Annotated in this window: 11 protein-coding genes; 4 read left to right on the forward strand and 7 right to left on the reverse strand. The window is 72.2% G+C overall.

What is annotated here, in order from left to right; all coding sequences use genetic code 11:
- Positions 1–21 precede the first annotated feature (21 nt).
- From glpK to DMB38_RS04065, 3 genes are all read left to right on the forward strand, one after another.
- Entirely contained in the window at positions 22–1,548 is a 1,527-nt protein-coding gene (gene glpK / locus DMB38_RS04055; protein ID WP_125933979.1) for a glycerol kinase GlpK, read from the forward strand.
- A 5-nt stretch (positions 1,549–1,553) separates the two neighbouring features.
- The gene (locus DMB38_RS04060; protein ID WP_125933980.1) at positions 1,554–3,176 is read left to right on the forward strand and encodes a glycerol-3-phosphate dehydrogenase/oxidase; all 1,623 of its coding nucleotides are present in this window, start codon (positions 1,554–1,556) and stop codon (positions 3,174–3,176) included.
- A gap of 172 nt (positions 3,177–3,348) precedes the next feature.
- On the forward strand, positions 3,349–4,020 hold the full coding sequence (locus DMB38_RS04065; protein ID WP_047014861.1) for a FadR/GntR family transcriptional regulator: 672 nt from the start codon (positions 3,349–3,351) through the stop codon (positions 4,018–4,020).
- A gap of 60 nt (positions 4,021–4,080) precedes the next feature.
- Here DMB38_RS04065 and DMB38_RS04070 read toward each other — a convergent pair whose 3' ends face one another.
- The 6 genes from DMB38_RS04070 to DMB38_RS04095 all read right to left on the reverse strand — a co-directional run bounded on the left by DMB38_RS04070 (position 4,081) and on the right by DMB38_RS04095 (position 11,093).
- On the reverse strand, positions 4,081–4,908 hold the full coding sequence (locus DMB38_RS04070; RefSeq protein ID WP_047014862.1) for an amidohydrolase family protein: 828 nt from the start codon (positions 4,906–4,908) through the stop codon (positions 4,081–4,083).
- Between the two features lie 4 nt (positions 4,909–4,912).
- The gene (locus tag DMB38_RS04075) at positions 4,913–5,878 is read right to left on the reverse strand and encodes an aldo/keto reductase (protein ID WP_125933981.1); all 966 of its coding nucleotides are present in this window, start codon (positions 5,876–5,878) and stop codon (positions 4,913–4,915) included.
- Positions 5,879–5,888: 10 nt separating this feature from the next.
- Positions 5,889–6,893, reverse strand: coding sequence for an ABC transporter permease (locus tag DMB38_RS04080; RefSeq protein ID WP_047014864.1), 1,005 nt, complete (start codon positions 6,891–6,893; stop codon positions 5,889–5,891).
- A 53-nt stretch (positions 6,894–6,946) separates the two neighbouring features.
- Positions 6,947–8,590: a sugar ABC transporter ATP-binding protein gene (locus DMB38_RS04085; RefSeq protein ID WP_125933982.1), complete on the reverse strand. Its 1,644-nt coding sequence runs from the start codon at positions 8,588–8,590 to the stop codon at positions 6,947–6,949.
- 3 nt (positions 8,591–8,593) lie between these two features.
- Positions 8,594–9,640 carry a sugar ABC transporter substrate-binding protein gene (locus DMB38_RS04090; protein ID WP_125933983.1) on the reverse strand — a complete coding sequence of 349 codons (1,047 nt, stop codon included), beginning with the start codon at positions 9,638–9,640 and terminating at the stop codon, positions 8,594–8,596.
- A gap of 133 nt (positions 9,641–9,773) precedes the next feature.
- On the reverse strand, positions 9,774–11,093 hold the full coding sequence (locus DMB38_RS04095) for an enolase C-terminal domain-like protein (RefSeq protein ID WP_125933984.1): 1,320 nt from the start codon (positions 11,091–11,093) through the stop codon (positions 9,774–9,776).
- 260 nt (positions 11,094–11,353) lie between these two features.
- Between DMB38_RS04095 and DMB38_RS04100 the strand changes: the two genes are divergently transcribed.
- Entirely contained in the window at positions 11,354–12,622 is a 1,269-nt protein-coding gene (locus tag DMB38_RS04100) for a PAC2 family protein (RefSeq protein WP_125933985.1), read from the forward strand.
- Positions 12,623–12,641: 19 nt separating this feature from the next.
- On the opposite strand, the gene mshC is transcribed toward DMB38_RS04100, so the two are convergent.
- The gene (gene mshC, locus DMB38_RS04105) at positions 12,642–13,871 is read right to left on the reverse strand and encodes a cysteine--1-D-myo-inosityl 2-amino-2-deoxy-alpha-D-glucopyranoside ligase (RefSeq protein WP_125933986.1); all 1,230 of its coding nucleotides are present in this window, start codon (positions 13,869–13,871) and stop codon (positions 12,642–12,644) included.
- Positions 13,872–13,986 lie beyond the last annotated feature (115 nt).

The raw sequence follows: 13,986 nt of genomic DNA on the forward strand, positions 1-13,986 counted from the left end.
CCAACGACGTATCGGAGCGACATGACCGACGCACACACTGCAGGCCCGTTCATTGCGGCTATCGATCAGGGGACGACTTCGAGCCGGTGCATCGTGTTCGACACCGATGGCCGGATCGTGTCGGTGGACCAGAAGGAACACGAGCAGATCTTCCCCAGGCCCGGCTGGGTCGAGCACAACGCCACCGAGATCTGGCGCAACGTCCAGCAAGTCGTCGACGGCGCCGTCGCCAAAGCCGGCATCACCCGCGCCGACGTCAAAGCCATCGGCATCACCAACCAACGCGAAACCACCCTGCTCTGGGACAAGAACACCGGCGAACCCGTCGCCAACGCCATCGTCTGGCAAGACACCCGCACCGCCGAACTCTGCCGCCAACTCGGCGGCACCCAAGGCCAAGACCGCTTCCGCGCCGCCACCGGCCTGCCCCTGGCCTCCTACTTCGCCGGCCCCAAAATCCGCTGGCTCCTCGACAACACCCCCGGCCTCCTCGCCCGCGCCGAAGCCGGCGACATCCTCTTCGGCACCATGGACTCCTGGGTCATCTGGAACCTCACCGGAGGCCCCGGCCGCGGCGTCCACGTCACCGACGTCACCAACGCCTCCCGCACCATGCTCATGAACCTCGAAACCCTCGACTGGGACCCCGGCATCTGCGAAGCCATGGGCGTCCCCCAAGCAGTCCTCCCCCAGATCCGCTCCTCCGCCGAGATCTACGGCCACGCCACCTCCGGCACCCTCACCGGCACCCCCGTCGCCTCCGCACTCGGCGACCAGCAAGCCGCACTCTTCGGACAGACCTGCTTCGCCCAGGGCGAAGCCAAATCCACCTACGGCACCGGCACCTTCCTCCTCATGAACACCGCCGGCGAGCCCGTCCACTCCGAAAACGGCCTCATCACCACCGTCGGCTACCGCATCGGCAACCAGAGCGCCGTCTACGCCCTGGAAGGCTCCATCGCCATCACCGGCGCCCTGGTCCAATGGATGCGCGACCAGATGGGCATCATCTCCACCGCCGCCGAAATCGAAACCCTCGCCCTGAGCGTCGAAGACAACGGCGGCGCCTACTTCGTCCCCGCCTTCTCCGGCCTGTTCGCCCCCTACTGGCGCGACGACGCCCGCGGCGTCATCGCCGGCCTCACCCGCTACGTCACCAAAGCACACCTCGCCCGCGCCGTCCTGGAAGCCACCGCCTGGCAGACCCGCGAAATCGTCGACGCCATGACCAAAGACTCCGGCGTCGAACTCACCTCCCTCAAAGTCGACGGCGGCATGACCGCCAACAACCTCCTCATGCAAACCCTCGCCGACGTCCTCGACGCCCCCGTCGTACGCCCCCTCGTCGCCGAAACCACCTGCCTGGGCGCCGCCTACGCCGCAGGACTCGCCGTCGGCTACTGGCCCGACACCGACACCCTGCGCGCCAACTGGCGCCGCGCCGCCGAATGGACCCCCCGCATGGACGAAACCACCCGCGAACGCGAATACAAGGACTGGCTCAAAGCAGTCCAGCGCACCATGGGCTGGATCGAAGACAAGGAGTAGCGGCGATGACTCTCCCGCAGACCGTCCCGGCGGCGATACCCACACTCGGGACCCACCCGACTGCCGGCCGCACCCTCGGCCGCGCGGAGACCCGGGATCTGCTCGCCCGGGCCACGTACGACCTCCTGGTCATCGGCGGCGGGATCCTGGGCACCTCGGTGGCCTGGCACGCCGCCCAGTCGGGACTGCGGGTGGCGATGGTGGACGCCGGCGACTTCGCCGGCGCCACCTCGTCCGCGTCCTCCAAGCTCGTCCACGGCGGCATCCGCTACCTGCAGAACGGCGCGGTGAAGCTGGTGGCCGAGAACCACCACGAGCGCCGGGTGCTGGCCCGCGACGTAGCGCCGCACCTGGTCAACCCGCTCCCCTTCTACCTGCCGCTCTACAAGGGCGGCCCGCACGGCGCCGCCAAGCTCGGCGCCGGCGTCTTCGCCTACTCCGCGCTCTCCGGGTTCCGCGACGGCGTGGGCCACCTCATCACCCCCGGCCGGGCGGCAAGGGAGGTCCCCGCGCTGCGCACCGAGGGGCTGAAGGCGGTCGCGGTCTTCGGCGACCACCAGATGAACGACTCGCGGATGGCGGTCATGACGGTACGGGCCGCCGTCGGCGCCGGTGCCGTCGTCCTCAACCACGCCGAGGTCACCGGGCTGCGCTTCACCCACGGCCAGGTGACGGGCGCCGACCTGCGGGACCGGCTGAGCGGCGACGAGTTCGGCGTCGACGCCCGGCTGGTGCTCAATGCCACCGGGCCGTGGGTGGACCACCTGCGGCGCCTGGAGGACGCCGCCGCGGCCCCGTCCATCCGGCTCTCCAAGGGCGCGCACATCGTGCTCAAGCGGCGGTCGCCGTGGCGTGCGGCGATGTCGACGTGGGTGGACAAGTACCGCGTCACCTTCGCGCTGCCGTGGGAGGACCAGTTGCTGCTGGGCACCACGGACGAGCCGTACGAGGGCGATCCCGCCGCCGTGCACCCGACGGACGCCGACATCGCGCAGATCCTCGACGAGGCGTCGCTTTCCGTGCGCGACGACGATCTGTCGCCCGACCTCGTGACGTACGCCTTCGCCGGGCTGCGGGTGCTGCCCGGCGGTCCCGGCGGTACGGAGCAGGCCAAGCGGGAGACGGTCGTCACCGAGGGCGCCGGCGGGATGCTGTCGGTGGCGGGCGGCAAGTGGACGACGTACCGCCACATCGGCCGGATGGTGCTCCGCAAGCTCGCCAAGGAGCACGGCGGGGCGATCGCCGAGGACATGCAGCCGGTGAAGTCCTTGGTACGGCACACGCCGCTGCCCGGCGTGGCGAACCCCAACGCGGTCGCGCACCGGCTCCTCGTCGACCGCGACCCGGGCCACCGCATGGCCCCGGACACCGCCCGCCAACTGGCCACGCACTACGGCTCGCTCTCGTTCGACATCGCCCGCCTGGTCAACGAGAACCCGGACCTGGGCGAGCGCATCCACCCGGACGGGCCCGAGATCTGGGCGCAGGTGGTCTACGCCCGCGACCACGAGTGGGCCGAGACGGAGGACGACGTGCTGCGCCGCCGTACGACGGTGACGATCCGCGGCCTGGACACCGCCGGCGTACGGGCCAGGGTGCGGGACCTCCTCGCGCGCAAGCGGGGCTGAGCGCCCGCCGCGGGCCGGAAGTCCGGAGGGGAGAGGCACCATGGGGGCGCCTCTCCCCTCCCCCGTTTCCGCCTCCCGCCGGATTCGCCGCCCTCCCCCGCTCCGCTCACCCGGGACGCAGGCATAATGGAAGCGCGCAGACATCGGATGTCTGTGTCAGGGAGGGCGCGAGATGGCGGTCACGGACGAGGCGATCGAGAAGATCAAGGGAATGATCGTCTCCGGCAAGCTGCGGCCGGGCGACCGGCTGCCCAAGGAGAGCGAGCTGGCGGCCGAGCTCGGCCTGTCCCGCAACTCGCTCCGTGAGGCGGTGCGCGCGCTCGCGCTGATACGCATCCTGGACGTGCGGCAGGGCGACGGCACGTACGTCACGAGCCTCGACTCCCAACTGCTGCTGGAGGCGATGAGCTTCGTCGTCGACTTCCACCGCGACGACACGGTGCTGGAGTTGCTCGCCGTACGCCGCATCCTGGAGCCCGCCGCCACCGCGCTGGCCTGCGCCGGCATCGGGGACCCCGAGCTGGACGCGCTGGAGGCGGAGCTGGCGGAGCTGGGCCACGACCCGTCCGTGGAGGAACTGGTCCGCGCCGACCTGGAGTTCCACCGCCGCATCGTGCAGGCGTCGGGGAACTCCGTGCTCAGCTCGCTGCTGGAGGGGCTGTCGGGGCCGACGGCCCGCGCGCGCATCTGGCGCGGTCTCACGCAGGAGGACGCGGTACGGCGCACGCTCACCGAGCACCGGGCGATCCTCGACGCGATGCGCAGCCGGGACGCGGAGGCGGCCAGGTCGTGGGCGACGGTGCACATCGCGAGCGTGGAGCAGTGGCTGCGCCGGACGCTGTGACCCGGGGCCCGGAGGGGTAGGGCCGGGCCGCGGCCGCCTGCCGCGCCCGGCCGCCCGGCCTCAGTCCCCGAGGTAGAGGCGGCGGGCGTTGCCGCCGAAGAACGCCTCCCGCTCCGCCGCCGTCAGGTCCGCCACCGCCTCTTCGGCCAGCTCGACGACCCGCCCGTAGTCCGCCGCCAGCGTGCACACCGGCCAGTCCGAGCCGAAGAGGATCCGGCCGGGCCCGAAGACGTCGATCACGTGCCGGGCGTACGGCAGCACGTCCGCCGGCCGCCAGTGCTCCCAGTCCGCCTGCGTGACCAGGCCGGACAGCTTGCAGCTCACGTTGGGCAGCCGGGCCAGCCCCGCGACCAGGTCCGCCCACGGCTGCCACTCCCCCGCCGCGATCTGCGGCTTGCCCGCGTGGTCGAGGACGAACCGGGTGTGCGGCACCGCGCGGGCCGCGGCGATCGCCGCCGGCAGCTCGCGCTCCGTCACCAGCAGGTCGTAGACGAGGCCGGCCTCGCCCACGAGCCCCAGCGCCCGCAGCACGTCGGGGCGCTCCAGCCACCGCGGGTCGGGCTCCTCCTCCGCCTGGTGGCGCACCGCCCCGAGGCGCGGCGGCGTGCGGCGCAGGGTGTCCGCGTCCAGTCCGGGCGCGGTCAGGTCGAGCCAGCCGCAGACCAGCGCCACCGGCGGGTCCGGCTCCTCGCACAGCTCCAGCGTCTCCTCATACGACGACGAGCTCTGCACCAGCACCGTGGCGTCGATGCGGTGCTCCGCCAGATGGGGCGCGAGGTCGGCCAGGGTGAACGTGCGCCGCAGCGGGTCGGCCCAGGAGCCGTCCATCCACGGCTGCGGGCGGCGGCTGATGTCCCAGAGGTGGTGGTGGGCGTCGATGCGCGGCATGGGCTCAGCCTCCGGTGGCGGCGGGCAGCGGCAGGTCGGCGTCGAGCAGCCCGAGTTCGACGAGCGCGGGCCAGAGTGCGTCGGGGATGTCGTACGCGAACATCTCCGCGTTCTCCCGGACGTCCCGGGTACGGGAGGCGCCCGGGATGACGGAGACCACCGCCGGGTGCGCGAACGGGTAGCGCAGCGCCGCCGCCTTCAGCGGCACCCCGAACTCGCCGCACACCTCGGCGATCCCGCGCGCCCGCTCCACCACCTCGGCCGGCGCCTCGCGGTAGTGGAACCGCCCGCCGGGCCGCGGGTCGGCGAGCAGCCCGGTGTTGTAGACGCCGCCGACGACGACGGAGGTGCCGCGCCGCTCGCAGACGGGCAGCAGGTCGTCGTACGCGCTCCGCTCCAGCAGCGTCCAGCGGCCGGCGCAGAGCACCACGTCGACGTCGAGGTCGGCGACGAGCCGGCCCAGGTGGTCGCTGAAGTTCATGCCGAAGCCGATGGCGCCGACGACCTTCTCCGCCTTCAGCTCCGCGAGCGCCGCGAAGGCCGTCTCGTACACCTGCGGCAGGTGGTTCTCGACGTCGTGGAGGTACGCGATCTCCACCCGGTCGAGCCCCAGCCGCTCCAGGGACGACTCCAGCGTCGCCCTGATCCCGTCCCGGCTCAGGTCCCACACCCGGCCGCGGGCCGGGGTATCGACGAAGTCGTGGGCGGGCTCGGTCTCCCCCGGGCCGAGGGGCCGCAGCCGCCGGCCGACCTTGGTGGACACGGTGTACGAGTCCCGCGGCCGGCCCGCGAGCGCACGGCCGAGGCGCTCCTCCGACAGCCCGACGCCGTAGTGGGGCGCGGTGTCGAAGTAGCCGTAGCCGTGCGCGAACGCGGTCTCGACGATCTCGGCCGCGGTCGCGTCCGGCATCGCCCGGTAGAGGTTGCCGAGGTTGGCGCAGCCGAGGCCGAGCCTGGGTATGGAGGGCATCCGCCGCCTCTCAGTCCTGTTTCTCGCCGCTGACGAACCGGGAAATGACCAGGGCCACGATGATGATCGCGCCGTTGAGGAACTTCGTCCACTCCGCCGGCACGCCCGCGAGGGTCATCACGTTGATGACGAGCTGGAGCGTCAGCACACCGGTCAGCGCGCCGAAGAGGGTGCCGCGCCCGCCGCGCAGGCTGATGCCGCCGATGACCGCCGCGGCGAACACCTGGAAGATCATGTCCTTGCCCTGGCCGGCGGAGACGGAGCCGTAGTGGCCGGTGTAGAGCACGCCGGCGAAGGCCGCGAGCATGCCGCCGATGGCCAGCACGATCCAGGTGATGCGATCGACGCGGATGCCCGCGGCGCGCGCCGCCTCGGGGTTGCCGCCGATGGCGTACAGCGCGCGCCCGTGCCGCAGGTAACCGAGCATCAGCCCGCCGACGGCGTAGAGGCCGAGGCAGACGTAGACGGCGGCGGGCACGCCGAGCCAGCTCTCCTTGCCGAGGTAGGCGAAGGACTCGGGCACCTCGATGATGGACTTGCCGCCCGTGATGCCCTCGTGCAGGCCGCGGAGCATGACCAGCATGCCGAGCGTGGCGATGAAGCCGTTGACTCTGAGCTTCAGGATGAGGAAGCCGTTGAAGAGCCCGATGACGGCGCCGACGAGGAGGCAGAGGAAGATCGACGTACCGGACGGCAGCAGTTCGATGCCGGTGAACCGGCCGCCCTCCGCGGGCAGGACGAGCCAGAGCGCGATCACCGGCGCGACGCCGATCGTCGACTCCAGCGAGAGGTCCATCCGGCCGCTGATGAGGATGAGGGCCTGGGCGAGGACCAGCAGCCCGAGTTCGGTGGACTGCTGGACGACGCCGATGAGGTTGTCGGAGGTGAGGAAGGCGGGCGAGACGATGAAGCCGATCACGCCGAGCACGAAGATGACGGGTACGAGCGAGAAGTCGCGCCAGCGGCCGAGGTCGATCTCCACCCCGCCGAGCTGCAACTGCGGCTTCTTCTCCACCGCCGCTCCGCCCTCGGCCGCGCCGGCCGGCGGTGCTGTCGACGTAGGCCGTGTCATGCTTGCTGCCCCTTTTCCGGCTGATCCCGCTGGTCGGGTTCAACTGACTGGTCCGGCTGTGCGTGCTGGTCCTGCTGTACGTGCGGGTCCCGCTGGCCCGTGCCGTGGTCCTGCTGCGGGTCGCGGGCTCCCGGTTCGATGCCCTCCATGGCGGCGACCAGTTCCCGGTCGGTCCAGCCGCCGCCGAACTCCGCGATCACCCGCCCGTGGAAGAGCGCGAGCACGCGGTCGCAGACGCGCAGGTCGTCCAGTTCGTCGGAGACGATGACGGCGCCGCTGCCGCCGTCGGCCACCCGCCGGACGACGCCCAGCAGGGCGTCCTTGGACTTCACGTCCACCCCCGCGGTCGGCTTGATCGCCACGAGCACGCCGGGGTCCCGGGCGAGCGCGCGGGCGATCACGACCTTCTGCTGGTTGCCCCCGGAGAGCCCGTCGACGTCCTGTGCGGGACCCGAGGTCTTGATGTCCAGCGACTCGATCATGCGCTGCGCGAACCGGCGGGTGCGCGAGGGCAGCACGGTGCCGTACGGGCCCAGTTGGTCGGCGACGGTGAGCGTGGCGTTCTCCGCGACGCTGCGCCCCGGCACCAGGCCCTGCACGTGCCGGTCCTCCGGTACGTACCCGATGCCGGCCTCCAGCGCGTGCGGCACGCTGCCGGTGCGCACGGCGGTCCCGCGCACCTCGACCCGGCCGCCGTCCGGCGCCCGCATGCCGACGAGGGTCTCGCCGATCGCCGTGTTGCCGCTGGCGGCGGCGCCGGCCAGGCCGACGACCTCCCCGGCGCGCACGGCCAGGTCCAGCGGCTCGTACGCACCGGCCACGGCCAGCGCGTGCGCCCGCAGCACGGGCTCGGCGCCGCTCGCCGCCGTCGCCTGCCGCGGCAGTGCGGCGCGGCCCCCGGCGCCCGCGGGCGCGCCCTCGCCGGTCATCGCGGCGACCAGGTCCTCCTTCGGCAGCCCGGAGACCGGCGCGGTGAGGATGTGCCGGGCGTCGCGGAAGACGGTGACGGTGTCGCAGAGTTCGTAGACCTCCTGGAGGTGGTGGGAGATGAAGAGGAAGGCGACGCCCTGCCGCTGCAGTTCGCGCAGCTTGCCGAAGAGCCGGTCGATGCCGCCGGCGTCGAGCCGGGCGGTCGGTTCGTCGAGGATGATCAGCCGGGCGCCGAAGCTGAGGGCTCGCGCGATTTCCACGAATTGCCGCTGTTCGACGCCGAGGTCCTTCGCCCGCGCCGAGGGGTCCACCTCCACGCCGTACGCCGCCAGCAGTTCGCGGGCGCGCGAGCGCAGCCCGCGCCAGTTGATGGCGCCGCCGCCGGTGTAGCGGTTGAGGAAGAGGTTCTCGGCGACCGTGAGGTCCGGGACGATCATGAGCTTCTGGTAGACGCAGGCGACCTTGGCGCGCCACGCCGCCGTGTCGCCGAACGGCGGCGCGGGCGTGCCGGAGAAGGTCACGGTGCCGGCGTCGGGCCGCTCCATGCCGGTGAGCACGGAGACGAGGGTGGACTTCCCGGCGCCGTTGCGGCCGACGAGGGCGTGCGCCTCGCCGGCCGCGACCTCCAGGTGCACGCCGTCGAGCGCGAGCGTGGGGCCGAAGCGTTTGACGACGCCGTCGGCGCGTACGGCGGGGGGCGCCGCGGGCACCGCTCAGCCCTGCTTCTCGAGCTGGTTGGCCCACAGCTCGGGGTCGTCGACGTTCTCCTTGGTGACCAGCGGGGCCGGCAACTGGTCCTCCAGGCCGTTCGGGATCTTGACGATCTCCGAGCCGTGGTCGGTCTTGCCCGGCTTGAACTCCTTGCCCTTCAGCGCCTGCTGGGCGTAGAAGAGCGCGTACTCGGCGTAGAGGTCGGCGGGCTGGGAGACGGTGGCGTCGATCTTCCCCGAGCGGATGGCGTCCAGTTCCTCGGGGATGCCGTCGTTGGAGACGATCGTGATGTGGCCGTCCTCCCCGGCGGGCTTGAGCATCCCCTTCTGCTCCAGCAGCGCGAGGGTGGGCTGGAGGAAGGCCCCGCCGGCCTGCATGTAGATGCCGTCGATCGACTTCTCCTTGGCCAGGACGCTCTGCAGCTTGGCGGAGGCGACGTCGCCCTTCCACTCGGTGGGCAGCTCGAAGACCTGCATGTCGGGGTACTTCTCGTCCATGCACTTCTTGAACGCCACCGAGCGGTCCCGGCCGTTGATGGAGGCCAGGTCGCCCTGGAACTCCACGACCTTGCCCTTGCCCTTCAACTGCTCGCCCAGGTACTCGCATGCCTTGATGCCGTACGCCTCGTTGTCGGCCCGTACGACCATGTAGACGTCGCCCTTGTCGGGGCGGGTGTCGACGCTGACGACGGGGATGTCCTCCTCCGCCAGCCGCTCCAGCGTGGAGGCCACGGCGCCGGTGTCCTGCGGCGCCATGATGACGGCGTCGGCGCCCTGGTCGGTGAACGCCTGCACGTTGGCGACCAGCTTGCCGATGTCGTTCTGCGAGTTGGTGATCGGCAGGGCGTCGACCACGCCGTCCGAGACGCCCTTGTTCAGGTACTGGTGGTAGGAGTTCCAGAAGTCGGTGTCGGTGCGCGGCATGTCGATGCCGACCTGGCCGTCGGCTCCGGCCGCGTCGTTGCCGCGGTTGCAGGCGGTGAGCGGGGCGAGGGCGAGGAGGGTGGTGCAGGCCGCGACGGCCGTCGTGCGGAGGCTGCGAGTCAGCATGGGAGTCCCGTCCCGTCGTTCGTCTCGGGTATGCGGCTGGGGGGTTCGGCTCGGGCCGCGGCGGACCGGGGAGCCGGCCGTGCGGCGAGGGTTGCGGCGTGGGGTGCGGTGTGCGGTGCGTCGCGCATGGGGCTCAGCTCCCCTGGGCCCGCCCGGCCACGGCGCGCCAGACGGGGCCGTCCGGGTAGCGGTGCGCGGCCAGCGACTCGGGGAGCATGCGCGCGGAGAAGCCGGGGGCCTCCGGTGCGCGGTAGCGGCCGTCGACGACGACGGCCGGGTCGGCGAAGTGCTCGTGGAGGTGGTCGACGTACTCGATGACGCGGTCCTCGCGGGTGCCGGAGACGGCGACGTAGTCGAACATGGCCAGGTGCTGCACCAGTTCGCAGAGGCCGACGCCGCCGGCGTGCGGGCAGACCGGCACGCCGTGCTTGGCGGCGAGCAGCAGGATGGCCAGGTTCTCGTTGACGCCGGCCACCCGGGCGGCGTCGATCTGCACGAAGTCGACGGCGCCGGCCTGGAGCAGTTGCTTGAACATCACGCGGTTGGCGACGTGTTCGCCGGTGGCCACCTTCACCGGCTGCCCGGCGCGGACGGCGGCATGGCCGAGCACGTCGTCGGGGCTGGTGGGCTCCTCGATCCAGTGCGGCGCGTACGGGGCCAGGGCGGTCATCCAGCGCACGGCGTCGGCGACGTCCCAGCGCTGGTTGGCGTCCACGGCGATGCGCACGTCGGGGCCGACGGCCTCGCGGGCGAGCCGCATGCGGCGTACGTCCGCGTCGAGGTCGCCGCCGACCTTCAGCTTGATCTGGCCGAAGCCCTCGGCGACGGCGGCCTTGGAGAGCTGGATGAGCTTCTCGTCGGAGTAGCCGAGCCAGCCGGGGGTGGTGGTGTACGCGGGGTAGCCCTCGGCGCGCAGCAGCGCGGCGCGCTCGGCGCGGCCGGGCTCGGCGGCGCGCAGCAGGGCCAGCGCCTCGTCGGGGGTGAGGGCGTCGGAGAGGTAGCGGAAGTCGACGAGGGACACCAGCTCCTCGGGAGACATGCGGGACAGGAACTCCCAGACCGGCAGCCCCGCCAGCCCGGCGGCCAGGTCCCAGGCGGCGTTGACCACGGCACCCGCGGCCATGTGGATCACGCCCTTCTCGGGGCCGAGCCAGCGCAGTTGGGAGTCGTGGGTGAGGGTGTTGCAGAGCTCGGCCAGTTCGGCGGCGGTACGCGGCGCGGGGCGGCCGACGACGTAGGGCGCGAGGGAGCGGATGGCCGCGGCGGTGACGTCGTTGCCGCGGCCGATGGTGAAGCAGAAGCCGTGCCCCTCGACGCCGGGGTCGTCGGTGCGGATGACGACGTACGCGGCGGAGTAGTCCGGGTCGGGGTGCATGGCATCCGACCCGTCGAGCTCCAGTGAGGTGGGGAAGCGGATGTCGGAGACGTCCACATCGGTGACAGTCGGTCGCATGCGGGCTTCCCTCGCGTCTGGAACATCGGATCTTTCAGCAGTCATCCGATGTATATCCGGGTGGGCTTGCCAACGTCCAGAGGCCGTGAGTGATTTATCCGTACTGACGCACTGCCAACCCTCCTCAAGGTGCACACCTCGGATGAATCGGTACTCGCCCCGCACGGGATACGGCGCGCCGACGGGGAAGCCTTAGGCTGGGGGCCGCATGTTCCGGAGCACGTGGCCACAGGGGCCGGCACAGGGGAAGGAGGCGCTGGGTGATCGAGCTGGAGGGGCTGCCCGAGCTGGTCGATCCGGTGATGATCTGCGCCTTCGAGGGCTGGAACGACGCCGGTGACGCCGCCTCCTCGGCGGTCGGCCATCTCGACCGGGAGTGGAAGGGCGAGGTCTTCGCGTCACTGGACGCGGAGGACTACTACGACTTCCAGGTCAACCGGCCCACCGTCACCCTCCACGGCGGCGTACGGAAGGTCACCTGGCCCACCACGCAGTTGTCCGCGGTGCGGATCGCGGACGCCGACGGGAAGGGCAACCCGCGGGACCTGGTGCTCGTCCGCGGCATCGAGCCCAGCATGCGCTGGCGCTCGTTCTGCAACGAGATCCTGGGCTTCGCCCACGAGTTGGGCGTCGAGCTGGTCGTCCTGCTCGGCGCGCTCCTCGGCGACACGCCGCACACCCGGCCCGTACCGGTGACGGGGGTGACCTCGGACCCGGAGCTGGCGGTGTCGATGGATCTGGAGGAGACCCGCTACGAGGGCCCGACCGGGATCGTCGGCATCCTCCAGGAGGCGTGCACGCACGCGGGCGTGCCGACCGCGAGCCTCTGGGCCGCCGTCCCGCACTACGTCTCCCAGCCGCCCAACCCGAAGGCCACCCTGGCGCTGCTCAACCGGCTCGACGACCTGATCGGCGTGCGCATCCCGCTGGGCGAACTGCCCGAGGACGCGCGGGCCTGGCAGTTGGGCGTGGACCAACTGGCCGCGGAGGACAGCGAGGTCGCGGAGTACGTGCAGACGCTGGAGGAAGCGCGCGACACCGCGGAGCTGCCGGAGGCGTCGGGCGAGGCGATCGCCCGCGAGTTCGAGCGCTATCTGCGCCGCCGGGACCCGGGCGCCGGACCGTATCTGCGCGACCTCTCCGGGCCGCAGTCCCTCGCGGACCTCACGGAGCGGGAGGAGTCCCGGACGCCTGAGGAGCGCGACGGGGACCGCGAGGACGACGGCGGTACGGAGAAGGCGAAGGGCGCCGCGGAGCCGGAGGAGGACGGCGCCGAGAAGGACTCCGGGACCGCCGGGGACGAGGGCGAGAAGGACTCCGGGACGGCCGGGGAGGACGGGGACACCGGAGAATCCGGGGCCGCGGAGGACTCGGACGGCACGGAGGACTCGGACGGCACGGAGGACTCGGACGGCACGGACCGCAGCGCCGGCGACGACGCCTCCGGCGACGACGTCCCGGACGCCGGGACCGACGACGGCAAGGGCCCCGGCCGCGACGGCGAAGGCGAGGCCGGCGGCAAGGACTGACGCCGCCCCGCCCGCCCCGCTACAGCGCCACGCCCAGCAGCGCGTCCACCGCCCGCGAGACCACGCCCGGCGCGCCCGTGTCCTGACCGCCCCCGGCGCGCTGCAGCGCCGCCCAGCGGTCCACGGCGGCCAGCGCCGCGGGCGAGTCCAGGTCCTCCGCCAGCGCGGCGCGGACCTCCTCCACGAGCCCCTCCGCGGGCGGTCCCTCCGGCCGGGAGACGGCGTCCCGCCAGCGCGCCAGCCGCCGCTCCGCCTCCTCAAGCCCGTGGGCGGTCCACTCCCAGTCGGTGCGGTAGTGGTGGGCGAGGAGCGCGAGCCGTACGGCCACGGGGTCGACGCCGTCGCGGCGCAACTGGGAGACGAAGACCAGGTTGCCCTTCGACTTCGACATCTTCTCGCCGTCGAGGGCGACGAGCCCGGAGTGCACGTACGCCTTGGCGAAGGGGAACTCGCCGGTGAGCACCTGCGCGTGGGACGCGCCCATCTCGTGGTGCGGGAAGATCAGGTCGCTGCCGCCGCCCTGCACGTCGAAGCTCATGCCGAGGTGGTCGAGCGAGATGGCGACACACTCGATGTGCCAGCCGGGCCGGCCGCGGCCCAGGGACCCGCCGTCCCAGCTCGGCTCGCCCTCGCGGGCGGCGCTCCAGAGCAGCGGGTCGAGGGGGTTCTTCTTGCCCGGCCGGTCGGGGTCGCCGCCGCGCTCGGCGGACAGCTCCCGCATGGTGGCCGCGTCGAGCCCGGAGACGGCACCGAAGCGGGGGTCGGATTCGACCGAGAAGTAGATGTCGCCGTCCAGCTCGTACGCCGCACCGGCGTCGCGCAGTTGCTCCACGAGGGGCACGATCCGCGGTATCGCCTCCACCGCGCCGACGAACTCGCGCGGGGGCAGGTTCCGCAGGGCCGTCATGTCGTCGCGGAACAGGTCCGTCTCGCGGTCGGCGAGCAGGGTCCAGTCCTCGCCCGTCTCGGCGGCCCGGACGAGCAGCGGGTCGTCGACGTCCGTGACGTTCTGGACGTAGTGGACCTGCCGCTTGTTGTCCAGCCAGACGCGCTGCACGAGGTCGAACGCGGTGTACGTGGCCGCGTGCCCCATGTGGGTGGCGTCGTAGGGAGTGATGCCGCAGACGTAGATGCGGGCCTCCGGGCCGGGATCGAGGGTGACGAGCCCTCCGGTCGCGGTGTCGTGGAGGCGGAGGTCGCGGCCGGTGCCGGGGAGCACCGGGACCTCGGGGGCAGGCCAGGCATGCATGTAAACGAGCGTAACCGCCGGTTGCCTGGTGAAACGACCGGGGCGGCGCCGGCCCGCGGTTTCGGACAGCGGTGGGAGGGTTCGTACGGAATATGCCCGCGCGAGCCCCGGCGCG

The organism is Streptomyces sp. WAC 06738 (genome assembly GCF_003945505.1).
Taxonomy (GTDB): domain Bacteria; phylum Actinomycetota; class Actinomycetes; order Streptomycetales; family Streptomycetaceae; genus Streptomyces.